This is a genomic window from Kribbella sp. NPDC004138, from assembly GCF_053603655.1.
This window is the reverse complement of record NZ_JBSGFZ010000014.1, coordinates 28,920-47,025: the sequence shown is the minus strand read 5'-3', so window position 1 is coordinate 47,025 and position 18,106 is coordinate 28,920. Positions and strand designations below refer to the sequence as shown.

Genomic DNA, 18,106 nt, shown 5'->3' with positions numbered 1-18,106 from the left:
GGGGAGTTCTCAGAGACCGACCATGGCCATGCCGGCGGGGTTGTAGCGGTCACCTTGGACACCGACGCGGGCGGCCAGGGCATCGAGGTCGGCGATCTCGTCGGCCGACAGCGCGATCGCGGTCGCGCCGGTGTTCTCGTCGACCCGGCTGCGACGACGGGTGCCGGGAATCGGAACGATCCACGGCTGCTGGGCGAGCAGCCAGGCCAGCGCCACCTGCCCCGGCGTACAGCCCTTCGGCTCCGCGAGGGACCGGACGTAGCTCACCAGGGCCTCGTTGACGCTCAGGTTGTCGGCCTCGAACCGCGGCACCCTGGTGCGGATGTCGCCGGCCGTGAACTCGGTCGACGTACCGACCGTGCCGGTCAGGAATCCCTTGCCCAGCGGACTGAACGGCACGAACCCGATGCCGAGCTCGGCACACGTGGGCAGCACCTCCGGCTCGGGGTCCCGGGTCCACAGCGAGTACTCGCTCTGCACGGCCGTGACGGGATGGACGGCGTGGGCCCGGCGGATCGTCGCGGCGCCCGCCTCGGACAGGCCGAAGTGACGCACCTTCCCGGCCCGTACCAGCTCGGCGACCGCCCCGGCGACGTCCTCGATCGGCACCTCGGGATCCACCCGGTGCTGGTAGAAGAGGTCGATGACGTCGATCCCGAGCCGCCGCAGGGACTCGTCCGCGACCCGCCGGATCTGCTCCGGGCGCGAGTTCGTCCCGACCATCTTGCCGTCCTGGATGTCCCACCCGAACTTGGTCGCGATCACCACCTGGTCGCGCAGCGGCGCCAGGGCCTCGCCGACCAGTTCCTCGTTGACGTACGGCCCGTACACCTCGGCGGTGTCGAAGAAGGTGACGCCGGCGTGCTCGACGGCGTACCGGATCACGCCGATCATGTCGTCGCGGTCACCGGGGTTGGGGCCGTAGCTCTGCGACATGCCCATGCAGCCGAGACCGACCGCGGACACCTGCAGACCTTGACCGAGCGTACGCACATGCATGGTGTCTCCTCAGGCCGGGATGCTCTTGGTTTCACCGTAGGAGTGGAGGCCCACCGGCAGGGAGACCCTCTCGGTCCAGGTACTCCCAGTGCCTCTCGGCGATAGCGTGATATCTTGCTAGCTATGGCGAAGGACGCGACCAAGAACATCCTGCTGCGGCTCGACCCGGAGCTCGCCGACCGGCTGCAGACCGTGGCCGCGGTGGAGGGTCGCTCGGTGTCGGACGTGGCGCGCGAGGCGATCGCGGCGCTGGTGGACCAGCGCCGTCAGGACGACCGGTTCAGCGCGCTGCTCGAGGAGAACCTCGTGCGGCACGAGGAGTCGTTACGCCGGCTGCGCGGGGACGACTGATGCGCTACCTCGGGCGGTACGACGTTCTCGCCGTCGCCGCGCGCGTGCTGCGCTGCGCGTCCGACGACGTCGTACGGCGGTCGGACCTCGACGCGATCGACCGGGTGCTGGACGACGTACGGGCGACCGGCGGGCTGGCCGAGGCGGCGGGGGCATTGCTCGCCGGGCTGGTGCGGGCGCGACCGTTCGACGGGGCCAACCGGGTCGTGGCGATGGCAGTCGTGCTGCAGTTCGTGTCGCTGAACCGGGCTGATCTGCAGCTCGAGCCGGTGACCGACGTGGACGAGTTCCTCGACCGCATCGCGGCGGGCAAGGCCGGCAGCGACGAGGCCGCGGCCTTCGTCCGCAGCCGGCTCGAGCATCACCCGGTCACGCCCGAGGACCTGCAGGAGCAGCTGCAGATCGAGTTGCTCGACGGTCTCGGTGACCTGCTACAGGACTGGTGGAGGGGAGATCCGATGTACGAGCAGTTCAGCGAAGCGGCGCGGCACGTGATCGTGCTGGCCCAGGAGGAGGCGCGCAGCCTCGACCATGTGTACGTCGGCACCGAGCATCTGCTGCTCGGGCTGATCACGTCAGGGCAGGGCGTCGCGGCGCGCGTGCTCGCCGACCTGGGGATCACGGCGCCGGCGGTGCGGGACCTGGTCGTGGAGATCATCGGCCGCGGTCGCAGCGGGGCGTCCGCCGGAGCGATCCCGTTCACGCCGCGCGCCAAGAGCACCTTCGAGTTCGCCTGGGGCGAGGCGCGGGCCCGCGGCGCGGAGCAGGTCAGCCCGGAGCACCTGCTGCTCGGCGTCCTCCAGGACGGCGACGGCGTCGGCGGGCAGATCGTCACCAAGCTCGCCGAGAGCACCGACGAGGTCCGCCGCAAGCTCGAGAAGCGGATGAACTGGCGGCAGCGGTCGGAGTCACTCGTCACCGGCATGCTCTCCGAGGACCCCGGCAACACTTGGACGACGTACGGCCGCCGGCATCACCTGCTCGCGGAGCTCAACGCCGTCCTGGACGAGAACGAGCGCCTGCACGAGCAGGTGGCCACGCTCCGCGAGCTGCTCAGGCGCCACCACATCGACCCCGACGGCTGAGCAGCTCACCGACCCGGGCTCAGGTCGCGGCGAGCCGCTTCTTCTCCTTGGCGACGTCGAAGTCGGCCGCCGGCCATTGCGGGTTCAGCTCCGCGAGGGTCTCGAGGAGGATCGTCGTGACGGCCCAGTTGCGGTACCACTTGCGGTCGCTCGGGATGACGTACCAGGGCGCGTCCGCCGTGTTACAGCGCTCGATCGCGGCGTGGTACGCGTCCATGTAGTCAGGCCACAGCTGCCGCTCGTCGACATCGCCGGGGTTGTACTTCCAGTGCTTGGTCGGGTCGTCGAGCCGGGCCTGCAGCCGGACTCGCTGCTCCTCCGGCGAGATGTGCAAGTAGCACTTCACGATCGTCACACCGCTCGCGGTCAGCTCGGCCTCGAAGTCGTTGATCTGGTCGTACCGCCGGGTCCACACGTTCGGCGTGACCAGCTCGCGCACCCGGGCGATCAGCACGTCCTCGTAGTGCGACCGGTCGAAGATCCCGATCATCCCCCGGCCCGGCACCGCCTGCCGGATCCGCCACAGGAACCCGCGGCGCTTCTCGGCCGGCGTCGGCGCCTTGAACGACGTGATCTTCAGGCCCTGCGGGTCCATCAGCCCCGCGCCGTGCCGGATCACCCCGCCCTTGCCGGAGGTGTCCATCCCCTGCAGCACCAGCAGGACGCTCCGCTCACCGCCGGTGCGTCCCTCGGCGAACAGCCGCTCCTGCCAGTCCGAGACCTCGGACCCGAGGTTCTCCAGCGCGAGCTTGCCGTCGTCCTTAGTGCCGCTGAACCCCGGCGTCGCGCGGGTGTCGTAGGTCGTCAGGTCCACCTCGCCGACCGGCACCCGCAGCTGCTCCCGCAGTCCCCCACCGGCCGCCTTCTGGCCCTTCTTCTGCTTCGCCATCTGCTCATCCTGCCTCATCGGTCCTCGATCGCCGCGGTATTGCGGCGGCGCCGCCACAACACCAGTTCGATTACGACGACCGCGATGGCGCTGACCGCGAGCGAGACGAGACTCCACACCATGCCGCCAAGCAGCGAGAGGCAGTCGCCGTCGCCGGTCGGGCAGTCGGTGGCGTCGTAGTACGCCGTACCGGCGCCCAGCGCGACCAGCATCAACGCTGCCGCGCCGCAGATGTACCCGGCCGCGCGGACCATCCACCGGCCGCCGGCCCGGGCGAAGCCACGCGGCTGCGAGCCGGTCGCGTACAACACCAGGGACGCCAGGCCGACCGCGCCGACGAACACGACGAACTCGCCTTCGTCGCGGTTCCAGATGAAGCGGAAGCCGTCGTCCGTCGACGCCCGCCAGACCAGCCAGGCGAAGAAGATCGCAAGTACGACGGCAGCGCCGAGCCGGACTTTCCGCATGTGCTCAGGGAATCATGCCGCGCGGGCCAACGCGATCAACCTCGACAGCGCGCGCAGGTACTTCTTGCGGTAGCCGCCCTTCAGCATCTCGGCCGAGAACAGCTGGTCGAGCGGGACCCCGCCGGCGAGCAGCGGCAGGTTCCGGTCGTACATCCGGTCGGCCAGCACCACGATCCGCAGCGCCACGTTCTCGTCGCTCAGCGGCCGGACGTCGGTGATCGCGACGGTCTCGACGCCGTCCAGCAGGGCGCCGTACTTACTCGGGTGTAGCTCGGCCAGGTGCCGGTGCAGGTCGACGAAGTGGTCGCAGGACGCGTTCGCCCGGAGCGCGGCCTCCTGCTCGACCTTCTCGTCCGGCCACGGGTCCGGCGCCACCGGGAGCCCGCGATGCCGGTAGTCCGGGCCGTCCACCCGCCGTACGTCGAACCGGGCGGCGAGACTCTGGATCTCGCGGAGGAAATCGACCGCTTGGAACCGGCCTTCGCCGAGCTTGTCGGGCAGCGTGTTCGAGGTGGCGGCGAGCTCCACGCCTGCCTCGACCAGTTGACCCAGCAGCCGGGAGATCAGCATCGTGTCGCCGGGATCGTCGAGCTCGAACTCGTCGATGCAGATCAGCCGGTACGACGACAGCACCTCGACCGCGGTGCGCAATCCGAGCGCGCCGACCAGGTTGGTGAGCTCGACGAACGTGCAGTACATCTTCGGGCCGGCCGCCTCGTGCCACAGCGATGCGAGGAGATGAGTCTTGCCGACGCCGAATCCGCCGTCCAGATAGACGCCCGGCTTGCCTGGGGCTGCCGGGGCGGGCCGGAACCGGGACCAGAGGGAACGGGCTGGAGCGGGTCGGGGCGTTGCGAGGTGCGCGGCGCGTTCGGTCAGGACGATCAGCACCTCGGCCTGGGACGGCTCCTCCGGGTCCGGGCGATACGTGCTGAACCTGACGTCCGCGAATCGCGGCGGCGGCACACACTCCGACAACAACCGATCCGAACTCACGACCGGCGTCCGCTCACTCAACCGCACCACCATGCGCCCCACCCTAAGCCAGGCCAAGGACTGGAAAGCCTCGTGTGACCCTGACGCGTTCGCCGTAGGCTCCGGCCCATGACTGACAACTGGCTGCGGCCCCTTGGTTCCACCGGTCTGACCGTCTCGGCCGTCTGTGCGGGCGGCAGCGGCATCGCGGGGATGCCCGCGGTGTTCGGGTACGACGTCACCTCGCAGGAGGCGATCGACCTGGTACTGCGGGTGTTCGACAGCCCGCTCACCTGGATCGATACCTCCAACGGGTACGGCGACGGCGCCAGCGAGACCCGGATCGGCCAGGCGATCCGGGAGTACGGCGGACTGCCGTCCGGCTTTCTCGTCGCGACGAAGGTGGACGCGAAAGATGGCGACTACTCGGGCGCGCGGGTCCGGGCGAGTGTTGCCGAGAGCAAGGAACGGCTGGGTCTGGACGAGCTGCCACTGGTGTACCTGCACGATCCGGAGGCCCATGACTTCGAGTCCATGCGGGATGCCGTCGACACCTTGATGCAACTGCGTGCCGACGGGGAGATCGGGCACGTCGGGCTCGCGGGCGGCGACACCCGGGAGCTGTCCCGCTACCTCGATCTCGGCGGTTTCGAAGTACTGCTCGTGCACAACCGGTGGAGCCTCGTCGACCACTCGGCCGGCAGGATCTTCGAGCGCGCCCGTTCGGAAGGCATCGCGGTGGTGAACGCCGCGATCTACGGCGGCGGGATTCTCGCCAACCCGGCCGGCGCCACCAAGTACGCCTACCGTGAGGCGCCGCCCGCGCTGCTCGAGGCGGTGGCGGAGCTGGACAAGGCGTGCGGCGAGTACGGGATCGACCTCGCGACGGCCGCGCTCCGGCACTCGACGGACGACCCGGGCATCGCCGGCACGGTCGTCGGCATCACCAAGCCGGCCCGCGTCGACGCGCTGCTCGCTGCCCGGGATGTGGACCTGCCCGAGGAGCTGCTTAACCGGTTAGGTAGCCTGCTGCCGAACAAGCAGTACTGGGTGGAGAAGGAGACGACGTGACGAACGGCTTCCCGAGCGGATTCACGTGGGGCGCGGCGACCGCGTCGTACCAGGTCGAGGGCGCGGTCGCCGCGGACGGGCGCGGTCCGAGCATCTGGGACACGTTCGCGCACACGCCCGGCCGGATCGCGGACGGCACCAACGGTGACGTGGCGGACGACCACTACCACCGGTTCGCCGAGGACATCCGGCTGCTGGCGGACCTCGGGCTGAACGCGTACCGCTTCTCGATCGCCTGGCCGCGGATCGTCCCGGACGGATCCGGCTCGGTGAACGCCGCCGGACTGGACTTCTACCGGCGGCTCGCCGAGACGTGTCTCGCGAACGGCGTCACGCCGTACGCGACGCTCTACCACTGGGACCTGCCGCAGCCGCTGGAGGACGCCGGCGGCTGGCTGGTGCGCGACACGGCCGAGCGGTTCCGCGACTACGCCGCCGTCACACATGACGCACTGTCGGACGTGGTCAAGCACTGGATGACGCTGAACGAGCCGTGGTGCTCGGCGTTCCTCGGGTACGGCAACGGCGAGCACGCGCCGGGGCGGACCGAGGGCGCCGGGGTGTTGAAGGCTGTGCATCACTTGTTGCTCGGTCACGGGCTGGCGCTCGACGCGATCCGGTCCGAGGGCGGGACGTACGGGATTGCGTTGAACCCGGCGCCGATCCACGCCGCGACCGACTCCCCTGCTGATCGCGACGCCGCCCGCCGGATCGACGGGCTGCGGAACCGGCTGTTCCTGGAGCCGTTGCTGTCCGGCGCGTACCCGGCCGACGTACTGGAAGACACCGGGACGACCGCGTGGTTCGCTGAGCAGTCCGCCGACCTCTCGGTGATCTCGGCACCGCTCGACTTCATCGGCGTCAACTACTACTGCCCGACCACCGTCGCCGCGCCGGACGGGCCGATCTCGTCGCTGGTCGCATCCACGCAACCCGGCAGCGAGAACGTTGTTGCCGTCGACACCGGTCTCCCGGTCACCCAGATGGGCTGGCCGATCCAGGCGAGCGGGCTGCGCGACATCCTCGTGACGATCAACAAGATGGCCCCGGGCCTGCCGTTGTACGTGACCGAGAACGGGTCGGCGTACCCGGACTTCGTGAACGCCGACGGCGCGGTCGAGGACGACGAGCGCCTCGACTACCTCCAGCAACACGTCGCCGCCTGCCAGAACCTGGTCACCGAAGGCTTCCCGCTCAAGGGCTACTTCGCCTGGTCACTCCTGGACAACTTCGAATGGTCCTGGGGCTACAGCCGCCGCTTCGGCATCGTGTACGTCGACTACGAAACCCAGCAACGCATCGTCAAGAAGAGCGGCCGCTGGCTGGAAAACTTCCTTCGCGACTGACGCGGCCACTCGCGATCCCCGGACCGCCAGCACTCAACAACTCCACGAAACCACGGCGTTTCGCGTCCTGAAGGCCGCTACCGCCCACTTGCTGAGTGCCCCACGTCCGCCCTTCCGCCATGGCGGAGGTTGACCTCAAGCATTATTGAGGTTTTAGCGTGACGGTCATGAAAGCAATCAGACTGCATGAATTCGGTCCGGCGGAGAACCTGGTGTACGAGGAAGTGCCGGATCCCGTTGTGGGCAGCGGCATGGTGCTCGTCGAGGTGGAGGCGGCCGGGGTCCATCTCGTCGACACGATGATCCGCGCCGGCACGAACGACGACAGCCCGATCCCGGTGCCTTCGTTGCCGACCGTACCGGGCCGCGAGGTGGCGGGCCGGGTCAGCGCGGTCGGCCCCGACGTCGACCCGTCGTGGATCGGCAAGCGGGTCGTGGTCCATCTGGGCATGGTGCCGGGCGGGTACGCCGAACGCGCGGTGGCGAAGGTCGAGTCACTGTACGAGCTGGCCGACCACGTCGACGCCGCGCAGGCAGTCGCCGCGATCGGCACCGGCCGGACCACCGCCGGGATCCTGAAGCAGGCGCATCTCACCGCCGACGACGTCGTACTCGTCACCTCCGCGGCGGGCGGAATCGGCAGCTACCTGATCCAATCCGCCCGCAACGCCGGCGCGGTGGCGATCGGCCTGGCCGGCGGCGCGTCGAAGGTGGAAACGGTCCGCTCGCTCGGGGCGCAGTACGCCATCGACTACCGCGACCCGGACTGGGCCACAACACTGAAGTCCGAACTCGGCGACCGCGAGATCACCCTCCTGCTCGACGGCGTCGGCGGCCCCAACGGCCAACAAGCCTTCAACCTCCTCGGCACCGGCGGCCGAGCCCTGATGTTCGGCTGGTCCGGCGGCGGCCCCATCGAGTTCACCCACGAAGACCTGATGACCCGAGGCCTGACCGCCGGCTGGGCAATCGGCGCCAAGCTAACCCGCCAGCTCCGAGCCCTGGAATCCGCAGCCCTCGAAGAAACCACCACCGGCCACTGGAAGGCCCTGACCACAACCTTCCCCCTCTCCGAAGCCGCAGCCGCCCACCACGCTCTAGAAACCCGAGCCACCACCGGCAAGGTCGTGCTCCTCACCTGACAGCGCGGAGCCGTTCAGTCGCCTGTCAGGTTGAGCTCGGTCGATGGTTCGTCGGCGCAGCGTTGTGCCAGTCGTCGGCTGCGGTCAGGAACTTCCGATCCGCAGCCGTCTCGGCTGCCTGCAGTTCTCCGTCGGGCTCCGATGAGCTGCGGCATCTCGGCCGGCGTCAGATCCGGTCGCGGTACGGATCCACCCGCCGCAACATCGGCCAGTACTACGCACGCAGATCCGCGCGAACACCTCGTACGCATCCGGCAGAACCTCCAGCACCTTCAGGTGGGGCCAGTTAGCTCGCGTCCACCGCGAGTGCGTTGCCGAGGGCGGCTGAGGCTGCTGCCAGGGCAACTCGGTCAAAGGTAGGTGGTTTGCCTCCAGCGAAAGGTTCCCAGCCCGGGAAGAAGGTGCCGTCGGCCCAGTTAACGGCCTGGGTTCGGCCGAAAGCAGCGCGGAACTTGTCCTGGACCCGAATTGGAAGGTTGGCCGACAGGAACGGGAGGCTGCCGATTAGAGCGCCGTCGCGGAGAGCGCTGGGAGTCGGGAGGGTCTCCTCGACCGCGATCGCCCCGTACGCCGCCCCGGTACGGCTGGCCAGCTCCCGCAGAACGTCGGTCGCCCGGCCGGCCAGTTTGTACGCCGACCTCCGGTCCTTCGACCTCCACAGCCCCGCGGGTATTCCCAGGGCCCCGGCCGACACCGAGACCGCCACCGGATGCGTCTCCGCCTCCGTCCCGAGCAGATGCTCAACGACCACGGTGCCCAGTCCCCTGCCGCGGTATCCAGCCTTCAGCGAGCGCGCTACCGGGTTCCTTCCATGGACCATCGACTCAAAGTCCGCAGCGCTGAGCTGCACCACCGAGCGGTCCTCCAAGTCTTGCACCATCGCGAACCGCTGCCCCCGTGAAGCAACCTCAACGATGCCTGATGGCAAACACCCGAACTCATCCACAACGTCACATGAACGCCCGAAGGCGACCTCCTCGTTCTCAGCCACCCACACCGCAATCGTCAGATGCGGCGGGTCCGGGTACAGCGCGTCCATGGTCACTTGCCCAATAGTCGCAGCATGGCAGTCAACTGCTTGTTAGTGGGTACGAATGCTGTCACCAGGTCACCGGTCTCCCGGTCGAACTGAGCGACGAACCATTTGCCGTCAATCCGCGCCAAGTGCGCCTGTGTCGCGGTCGACCCGCTCGACCATGAGAAGACCTTCCCGCTCCTCGAGGCTCGGTCGATCAGATCCGCCCATTCGTCCGCCTTCCCAGCTCCAACCGGCCGGCCGAACCATTGGGCCGAGTGGCGCCCGAACGAGTGCTGGAGCCCGCGCGCAGTGATGTTGGGAATGACGCAGGTGTTGTGGACCAGCACCTCGTCGGCACCGACGTGGTACGTGTGGATGCCTTCGACACTCAGGTTGTACGCCGTGGCGCGGTGAGAGGTTTCTGCCTTCAAGCCGCCGATGGTGATGCGATCGCCTTGGGCCGACTGGACTTCGTCCCCGGGATCGAGTTCGGCGGCAGGCTCGAACTGCTGGTCGGTCGCGTTCCAGAACGGATGGTCCTCGGTCGTCCTCACTACCGATTCACCGACCTCGAGATCGACCAGTTCGTCGGGATGCTCGATCAGCGCGACGACCCGATGTGGGCTTTGCTCCCCCGTCTCGGGATCGGTCGCGAGCACCTCCTCTCCGAGCTTGACCTTGGAGATCGGCTTCTTCGTACCGTCTGCCATCAAGACCTGTGTCTCGCCGGCGAAGCTGCATGCGGCGCCGCGAAGCTGGCTCAGCGCCTCTGCTTCCTTGGCGAGCGGCTTCACGGCGCGGAGGCCGACGCTGAGGATCTTTCCGGCGCCGAACATCAGCACGCCCTCGCCACAGCCCTTGGCCAGGCCGCGGAGGTAGTCGCCGGTGGTGTGTTTGCGGCCGAGCAGTACGCCGGCGATCGTGTTCGTCAGCCCGCCGCCGGCGCAGGCTACGACGAACTGTGCGATCTGGCCGCTGGGATCCGTCGCGTCGACCGGATCGCCGCCCACGTAGGAGTAAAGGTTTGGGTCTCCAGCCGCGAAGCCGGCGGGGTCCTCCGAGAGGAAGCGGCCGGTCCCTTGCTCATACCACCTGGCGCGGTTGAACTGCAGCCCCGCGGGAGTTCCCGGTCCCGACTCGCGCCCCGTGTACCGCACCGGGTTCTGGTCACCTGCCAGGCTGGATCGAGCGGCGCCATACGGACTGTACGTGTACTGCGCCGCCAGCGTCGCTGCACCAGGATCCGTCCGACCCAGCACCGAGCCTTGGCGGTCGGTCAACAGCGCCGAGGCTCCACCGAGGCCGTCGAGACCGTCCACGCGAGCCAACGCGGAGTCCGTTCCGAGGCCGGACAGGTACGTCGCGTCGGCAGCGCCTGGTCCGTCCGCGGCTAGCAGGTTGTCGCCGTCGTAGCTGAGATTCCAGGTGTCACCACCGATGGTGGTCCCGATCCGGCGGCCCAAGGCGTCGTAGCGCAACTGCGACGAACCTGCTGCGCCGGCGGTCGTGGTGAGCTCGCCTCGTGCGTTCCAGGTGTAGGTCGAGCTCCCGTCCGAAGTCAGGTTGCCCTCCGGATCGTACGCTCGGGTGACCCCATCCAGAGACGTAAGTCGGTTCGCCGCATCGAACTGCGCATTCGCCACCGGCGCGGGTAGGTCTGTCTGCGCCCAGCTACCACCGGTCCGGTCCAGCCGGCCCGCCGCATCGTAGTGATAGCTGACGTCGCCAACCTGCTCTGCTCCCGAGGTGAAGCTCAGTCGGCTCAAGCCGCTGGCGGCGTCGTAGTCTGCCGTCCGAACGATGCCGCCAGGCAGCGTTTGGGTCTTCAGCCGTCCGACCGAGTCGTATCCGAACGACGCAGCCACTGCGCCGCGTGTGACTCCAGTCAGCCGGTCAGTCTTGTCATATGTGTAGCTCGTGTCCGGGAGGCCGGGCACCTTGAGCGTCTTCAATCGGCCTGCGTCGTCCCACTCCCTCGTGACCGTGCCCTGCGGCGTGGTCTCGGTGGCGACACGGTCTCGACCGTCGTAGGTGTAGACGACCGATCCCGCGCCGGGTGTCGAGTCCGTGACCGATTCCAGCCGGTCGTGATCGTCGTACACCGAGGTGAGCGTCGACTGGTACTGGTACGCCCCCGGAGCCCCTGTCCGCCCGAAGCCGGTGAACATGTGACGCTGCAGATCGTCGTACCGGTATTCCGTGGTGAGGCCACGCCGGTCCGTCGAGGTCTCCGGCCGGCCGAGAGCGGTATAGGTGTACGTGGTCGACTTGCCAATCGGGTCGGTCATCTCCGTCGCTCGGTCCATGACGTCGAAGGTCCAACGCGTGGTGCCACCGCGGGCGTCCTTCAGGGACTCCTGATTGCCGTTCTTGTCATAGGTGTACGTCGTGAGCGCGCCCATCGGATCCTTGGTCGACAGGACCTGGTTGGCGGCGTCGTACTCAATGCTCGAGACACTTCCGTCCGGGCCAACTGTCTCGCGCCTCCGTCCCAGCTCGTCGATCGCGTAGGTCGTCCGGCGGCCGAGGCCGTCTGTAACCGCTGCGGGCGCGTCGTCCTGGTACTCGTACGTCGTCGAACCGGCGCCCTCCGGCGTCTGTTTGACGAGCTGGCCGTCGCTGTTCCATTCGAAGGTGATCTTGCGGCCTTCGGCATCGGTCGTCGTAGCGACGTTGCCCGCGGCATCGAAGGTGAACTGCGTGGTGTTGCCGAGGGCATCGGTGGTGGAGTCCATCGCACCCTCGGGCCCGTTGTAGGTCGCCGTTTCCTGCTCTTGCTCGGTTCCTAGGGAGACTGTGGTCGACGTCGCCTGCTGGTCGGCGTTGTAGGTGCTGACCATTGTCCGGCCATTGGTGTCCGTCGACTTCAGCGGCAGGTGGGTGGACGGGTCGCGCTCGACGGTGTAGCCGCGTTCAACCGCAGTGCCTACGGCGCTCGTGTCCTTGGTGAGGTAGCCGGACGCGTCGTACTCGACCACTCGTATGGCGCCGGCGGGGTCAGTGACGGTTGTCTTGGTGACGCTCTTGCCCGCGCTGTCGAGGGTGTAGTCGAACTTGTAGAGGCTGCCGTCGGCGAGTTTCTGCTGGGTTACGCGGTTGTTGTTGTCGTAGGTGTTGGTCAGGAAGAGCTGGTTCTTCGCGTCGGTGATGGTGGTGAGGCGCTTGGACGTGTCCCAGCCGTACGTCGTGACGCCTCCGTTCACGTCCGTGACGGTCTTCAGCAAGCCGTTGTCATAGGTGTAGGAGACGGTGCGGCCCGCGTTGTCGTGGATGGCGGTGACTTGGCCGGCAGTGTTGTAGTCGTAGGCGAGCCAGTAGCCTTCCGACGACGTGACCGACACGATCGCGCCGATCTGGCTGCCCCACGAGTTCTTGGCGATGCGACGGATCTTGATCGAGTGGCCGAAGCGGTCGCGGATCGACTGCAGCGGGGCGAGGTCGCCGTACACGAGCGTCGTGCCGTCGCGGAGTCGCAGGTCCCAGCCGTTGCCGTTCCAGGCGACTGTGGAACCGGCGAACTGGCCGAAGGTCCCGGTTGCCGCGAAGCGGGCGTCGGACCAGCCATTGCCAGGTGACGTACGAACGTAATGGACCTGGGTGCCGTCGATCAGGTTGAGGTCGAGTTCCTCCCACTGCTTCTTCGAGGTCAGGAACGTGTCGTATGTCCCCATCGTCCCCATGCCGAACGGGCGTGCCCGCCCGTCGCCGGAGTTGTATGCCCGCTGCGCCTCGATCGGGATGAAACCGCCCAGCGACAGATCGGACTGCGTGTACGTGAACCGCCCGGTGCCCAGATCGATCGGGTCGCCGGCCGACCCGAGCGCCTCGACGACGCCCTTGGTCAGCGCCTCCAGCCAGTCCGGGACGTTGATCATCGCGCCGTCGAAGTTCTCGATTCCGGTGTCGTACGACGGCTTCACCTGAGTGCCGTCCGACGTGACGTTGCCGTGGCCGTAGACCTCCCAGCCCTCGGCGTACTTCTCGTGGGTCCAGAAGTTCATTTCCGTGCCGGGCTTCTGGTTCAGGTAGTTCGGGTAGTAGAGCTGGCCCTTGCCGCCGTGGATCTCGCCGCCGGCGGGCTGAATCGTGAAGTAGACCGGCACCTGGACGCCCTTCGGCATCGGGATCGGTGTGCGGTCGACCGGGATCGGCGTGATGCCCACCCGGGTGACAGGTTTGCCGTCCGCGTCGGTGATCCGAACGCCGGCCGGCAGGTGCAGCTCCAAGCCCTTGGCCTTCGGCGTCTTGACTACCACCGGCGCGGTCGTCGGGCTAGCGATCGACACCTCGTTCGCCGTGTCGAGGATGGGTAGGTACGGCTGGTAGAAGAGCTTGTTACGTCCCTTCCGGAGGTTGACCTGAACATCGAAGTATCCGTACTTCGTGGTCCGGGTCGAGGCTGTCCGCCCGTCCATCACGAACAGGTACGAGCCCTGCGGGAGCCCGCTCAGGACGAAGGATCCGTCCGCTTTCGTCTTCACCGAACGGTCGGCGACCCGCACAGTCACGCCCGCAAGCGGCTTGCCGTCGGTGCGCAGGATCTTCCCCGTCAGCAGGGCATCCCGGCGCCGCGGGTAGACGGGCGGCGAGCTGGGCTCTTCCTCCGGCTCCGAGCCGTTGACGGTGTTGCGATGCTCGGGCGCCTCACGTGATGTCGGTACAGCAGCCAGAGTCGTGTTCGCGATCGTTACGGTCGCAGACCCCGCGTCGGCGTACACCGGGTTGACCAGCAGTGTGTATGTTCCGGCAGACGGCAACGTGTACGTCAGGGACCCGCCCGTCGCCAGTAAAGTCGACGTCAGCCGAGTACCGGCAGGGTCCAGCAGCTCGAAGCTACCGCCGACCGACGGATAGTTCTCCGAAGTTACGGTGCCTTTGATCTTCTGGCTCGCGGCTCCGGTGAATGTGATGCGACCGGACTGTCCAGCGGTGGTGGCGACGGTCACCCCGGCGCCACCGACGGTCGCCAGCTTCACCACATCCGCCGCTACGTCGATCAGCCGGAGCGTCGCGCTTGACGTCGCGTTCAGTTGTGGGTCGACCTTGATGCTCCAGGTACCTGCCGTCGCCGAGGTCGTGGTGTCGAAAAGTTGTCCCTGGTTCGACGAATAGCAGTTCTGCGTCGTCTGGCGGGTGCCGTCCGGCTGCAGCAGTTGGAAGCTGACCGCAAACTCCTGGCTCGCGGTCGCCAGCGTGCACCCGATGAAGAACCGCTGGCCGGCGGCGACCGGGAAGGTCACGGTGGCGTTCTGACCAGGCGCGAGCGTCACGGCGGGGTTCGAGCCGAGTGCGGAGCTCACCGTCAAGTCGGCTGGAACCGAGACCACTTGCAGGGTCGGGCCGTAGACCAACGAACCCTCAGGATCGACGACAACTGTCCAAGTCCCCGCAGTCATAGCGCGGGTGTCGAAGAGGATTCCGTTGTCGAAGTCGCCACAGAAGCCGCCTTCGACACGTGCCCCGGACGGGTCCAGAAGGTCGTACGTGACGTCGGTGTCGTGCGCGGGATCATGGACGCAGGTGACCATGACCCGCTGCCCTGCCGCCGCGGTGAATGTCAGTCGCGCCGATTGCCCGGGCACCGTGTTGGCCACCGACTTGGCAGGTCCGTCGACGACGGTTGTGTAGACGGCATCGGCCGGGATCGAGTTGACCTTCACATCGATGGTCCCGGTCTGCGTGCCGCCGGGTTCGAGCAGGAGGATGTACTCACCGGCCTGGGGCAGCGTGTACCGGTCGGCCATGTACTGCAGGAACGTCGGCCACAACAGATCGCGGTACAGGAACGAGCCGTCCGGAGCGCGCACCGACACCGTACCGCTCGTGACGGTGGTCGACGCGAAGTCGATGTGTACGAGTCTGCCCTGCTCACCGGTGAAACTTACAGAGCCGGTTTGACCCGGCTTCGTGATCGTCAGGCGTCCCGCGGCACCATCGATCGTGGTTGTCGCCGTCACCGGTGCCGGCACCGTGGTGACATGCGCCGTGAAGGTCCCCACGTCGAAACGAGCAGGGTCGAAGTCGAGCGTGTACGTCCCGTCCTCGGGCAGCGAGACGGCCGGCAGGTAGTTGACCGACGACGTACCGACGAATTGACCCGACTCCTTGAGCTTCTGGCCGCTCGGGCCCCAGAGCACGGCATTGTCCACGATCAGGGCGGCGCCCGACGCCCCGAGACTGGTGAAGACCAACTGGCCCTTGGTTCCGGTGAAGGTGAAGACCGGATGTGACGCCGGCACCGTGGTGGTGATGCTGCCCACCGCGCCGTCGATGGTGATCGCCTTGGTGACGTCGGCGCTCTCCTGCGCCGTGACGGTGAAGCTGCCGGTGGTCGGGTCGCGCGGATCCAGTTCGAGCAGGTACGTCCCGGTGGCAGCCGTGCGGGGCAGTTCGATGTACTGCGTCCCGCACAACTCCTCCTCCGCGTACACAGCGCTTCGGTCCGGTCCCCAGATGTGCGCCTCGTAGCAGCCGTTGATCGTCTCGTCGACCTTGTAGCCAAATCGCTTGCCCGCCGTGCCGTCGGTGGTGACGAGCGCGATCTGGTTGGACGTCGTCAGGTTGATCGTGTTCGGCGTACCGATCGTCGTGTGTGGTGCTCCTGCGACATCAACGGCGAGAAACGGCGCCGGGACGACGGCCAGATGGCCCGTGGACGACGCCGTCCCGCCCTTCGTACGGACGGAGACCTTGCCTGCGAGCCCGAACGTCGGCGCCTTGACGGTCAGGCTCGTCGGGGTCGCCGTCAGCACCTGGAGCTTCATCGCGTTGACGGTTACCGTGTTGCCGGTCGTGCTCGGTGCGAAGTTGGAGCCGGTGATCGTCACAGTTGCGCCGCGGTCGGCGACAAGTGGACTGAACGTCGACACTTGCGGCGCTACCAGTACGGCGACGTTCCCAGCGCCGATGGTGGCTCCACCGACCGTCACAGTCACACCGCTGCTCGTCGTACCGGCGGGGATCGACACCGTGATGTGGTTACGCCGAAGGGTCTTGATCGGTGCGTTGACCCCGCCCACCGAGACGCTCACCTGTGTCGGGTCCAGACCGAACCCGGTGCCGTACACCTCGTACTCGTCGCCGGGCGTCACCTCAGGGTTCCCGGTCTTGACGATCTTCAGCACGTTGGCCGGCAATCTCGTGGTCGCGGTGATATTGCCGACCGTGTCGTACACGTACTCGACACCCGTGCCGTCAGATATGAAGGCGGCCTTGACGCGGCCGTTCAGGTCGTGGGCGTAGAGCACCTCGCCACCCATCGGCACGATCGCCTTCGACGCCGCCGAGGCCGGTCCGGTCCCGACCGCGTTGATCGCCTGGACGGTGAAGGTGTACGGGACGCCGTTCGTCAGACCGCCGATGGTCGCGCTGTTGGCCAGCCCGACGGTCATCTTGATTGCCCCAGGGTTCGCGGTGACCGTGTACCCGGTGATCGGTGAGCCGCCGTCCTTCGGGGTAGCCCACTGGACATTCGCCGATCCATCGGCGCCGACGGCGGTCACAGAGGTCGGTGCTAGCGGCGCGGTCGCCTTCAGGTAGTACCCGCGTAGCCGCACGTACAACTTGGCCGCGCCGCTCGCGTAGAAGGTCGTCTGTCCCGCCGTCGAGAATCCCAGCGTGTCATGCCCCTGGGTGGTGACCCCACTGGCGTAATAGACCGACGCATCCGAAGGCCGCGTCGTGCCTGCCGGGTAGCCCGTGATCACGCCGCCGGCGGTCGGCGTACTTGCGTCGACGTTCGCTGCGACGGACGACACCGCTGCTGCGGCCGGTACGCCGTTCGCGCCCGCCAGCGCGGCCGTAGTTGTGCCAGCCGTCGCCAGGGCTACCCCGTTGACCGCGGACACCCGCGCGACGGGTATGTACGTAGACCCTGAGGTGGTGGCTGTCGGCACCAGGTAATAGCCGCGCAACCTGACGTAGAGATGCGTCGCTCCGGTTGCTGCGAAGGTGGCCTGTCCTCCGGCCGACAGCTTGACCGTCTCGTAGTTGCCCTGGTTCACGGTCACCGGGTAGTAGACCGAGGCGTCAGCCGGCGCGGTCGTACCGGCCGGATAGGTGCGCAGGAAACCTGCGGCCGTCGATGCGGACGCGACCACGGATACCGCCACGGCCGCCACGTTGGCGGTCGCGGGGATGCCGTTGGCGCCGGCGAAGGTGTGGGTGTACGTGCCGTTGGTGGCCAAAGAAAGGTTGTTGACGACGGTCGTCGGCGGGAGCGGCACGAAGGTCGCACCTGCTGTGGTTGCCGCAGCCGAGGTGTAGTAGCCGCGAAGGCGCACGTACACCGTCGATGCTGCGCTCGAGTAGACGCTGATCTGGCCAGTCGCCGACACCGGCACGACGTCGTACGTCGCCGTGTACCGGCCCGTCACGAAACTGGTCGTGCTGTCTGACGGGCGCGTCGTGCCGGCAGCATAGGTCTGCACCCATCCGGCCGCGGAGACGCCGACCGCACTGATCTGCACGGCAACGGCGCTGACCTGAGCAGCTGCCGGTACGCCGTTCGCACCGGTGACCGTCGCGGTCACCACACCACCGGCGGCCACAGACGCCGCGTTCACGACCGTCGCATTGGGGACCTGCACGAACTGCCCGGCAGCCGGCTGCAGGGCCGGCGTTGCAGTGTCAGCGGTCGCGCTCGTGGGCGGCGGCGCAGCGGCCGCGGGACTCGGTGTCGTTGCGGATGAATCGAGGGCGAGAAGGGTGCCGATCAACGCGAGCAGGACAAGGTGAACGACAGTGCGGAAGCGGCGCACAAGA

At 67.7% G+C, this 18,106-nt stretch carries 11 protein-coding genes; 5 read left to right on the top strand and 6 right to left on the bottom strand.

Going from position 1 to position 18,106, the window contains the following annotated elements:
* Window positions 1-9: 9 nt before the first annotated feature.
* Entirely contained in the window at window positions 10-999 is a 990-nt protein-coding gene (locus ACWEOO_RS20655) for an aldo/keto reductase (RefSeq protein WP_452144351.1), read from the bottom strand.
* Window positions 1,000-1,122: 123 nt separating this feature from the next.
* Between ACWEOO_RS20655 and ACWEOO_RS20650 the strand changes: the two genes are divergently transcribed.
* Window positions 1,123-1,350, top strand: a complete 228-nt coding sequence (locus ACWEOO_RS20650; protein WP_359929173.1) for a ribbon-helix-helix protein, CopG family — start codon at window positions 1,123-1,125, stop codon at window positions 1,348-1,350.
* Window positions 1,350-2,435 carry a Clp protease N-terminal domain-containing protein gene (locus tag ACWEOO_RS20645; protein ID WP_452144350.1) on the top strand — a complete coding sequence of 362 codons (1,086 nt, stop codon included), beginning with the start codon at window positions 1,350-1,352 and terminating at the stop codon, window positions 2,433-2,435. The genes ACWEOO_RS20650 and ACWEOO_RS20645 overlap by 1 nt, the downstream gene beginning before the upstream one ends.
* 19 nt (window positions 2,436-2,454) lie before the next feature.
* Here ACWEOO_RS20645 and ACWEOO_RS20640 read toward each other — a convergent pair whose 3' ends face one another.
* From ACWEOO_RS20640 to zapE, 3 genes are read right to left on the bottom strand one after another with little or no spacing between them, the layout of a single operon-like run.
* Window positions 2,455-3,324 carry a polyphosphate kinase 2 family protein gene (locus ACWEOO_RS20640; protein WP_452144349.1) on the bottom strand — a complete coding sequence of 290 codons (870 nt, stop codon included), beginning with the start codon at window positions 3,322-3,324 and terminating at the stop codon, window positions 2,455-2,457.
* 14 nt (window positions 3,325-3,338) lie between these two features.
* A complete protein-coding gene (locus tag ACWEOO_RS20635) occupies window positions 3,339-3,791 on the bottom strand; it encodes a hypothetical protein (protein ID WP_452144348.1) in 453 nt (150 codons plus the stop codon).
* A gap of 12 nt (window positions 3,792-3,803) precedes the next feature.
* Window positions 3,804-4,820, bottom strand: coding sequence for a cell division protein ZapE (gene zapE, locus ACWEOO_RS20630; protein WP_452144347.1), 1,017 nt, complete (start codon window positions 4,818-4,820; stop codon window positions 3,804-3,806).
* A 75-nt stretch (window positions 4,821-4,895) separates the two neighbouring features.
* Between zapE and ACWEOO_RS20625 the strand changes: the two genes are divergently transcribed.
* The 3 genes from ACWEOO_RS20625 (at window position 4,896) to ACWEOO_RS20615 (ending at window position 8,325) form a co-directional block, all read left to right on the top strand.
* Entirely contained in the window at window positions 4,896-5,837 is a 942-nt protein-coding gene (locus ACWEOO_RS20625; RefSeq protein WP_452144346.1) for an aldo/keto reductase, read from the top strand.
* Window positions 5,834-7,183 carry a GH1 family beta-glucosidase gene (locus ACWEOO_RS20620; protein ID WP_452144345.1) on the top strand — a complete coding sequence of 450 codons (1,350 nt, stop codon included), beginning with the start codon at window positions 5,834-5,836 and terminating at the stop codon, window positions 7,181-7,183. The genes ACWEOO_RS20625 and ACWEOO_RS20620 overlap by 4 nt, the downstream gene beginning before the upstream one ends.
* Before the next feature lie 167 nt (window positions 7,184-7,350).
* Entirely contained in the window at window positions 7,351-8,325 is a 975-nt protein-coding gene (locus ACWEOO_RS20615) for a zinc-binding dehydrogenase (protein ID WP_452144344.1), read from the top strand.
* Window positions 8,326-8,611: 286 nt separating this feature from the next.
* On the opposite strand, the gene ACWEOO_RS20610 is transcribed toward ACWEOO_RS20615, so the two are convergent.
* The gene (locus tag ACWEOO_RS20610; protein WP_452144343.1) at window positions 8,612-9,370 is read right to left on the bottom strand and encodes a hypothetical protein; all 759 of its coding nucleotides are present in this window, start codon (window positions 9,368-9,370) and stop codon (window positions 8,612-8,614) included.
* Window positions 9,367-17,907, bottom strand: coding sequence for an RHS repeat-associated core domain-containing protein (locus tag ACWEOO_RS20605; RefSeq protein WP_452144342.1), 8,541 nt, complete (start codon window positions 17,905-17,907; stop codon window positions 9,367-9,369). Before ACWEOO_RS20605 ends, ACWEOO_RS20610 begins: the two co-directional genes overlap by 4 nt.
* Window positions 17,908-18,106: the final 199 nt, after the last annotated feature.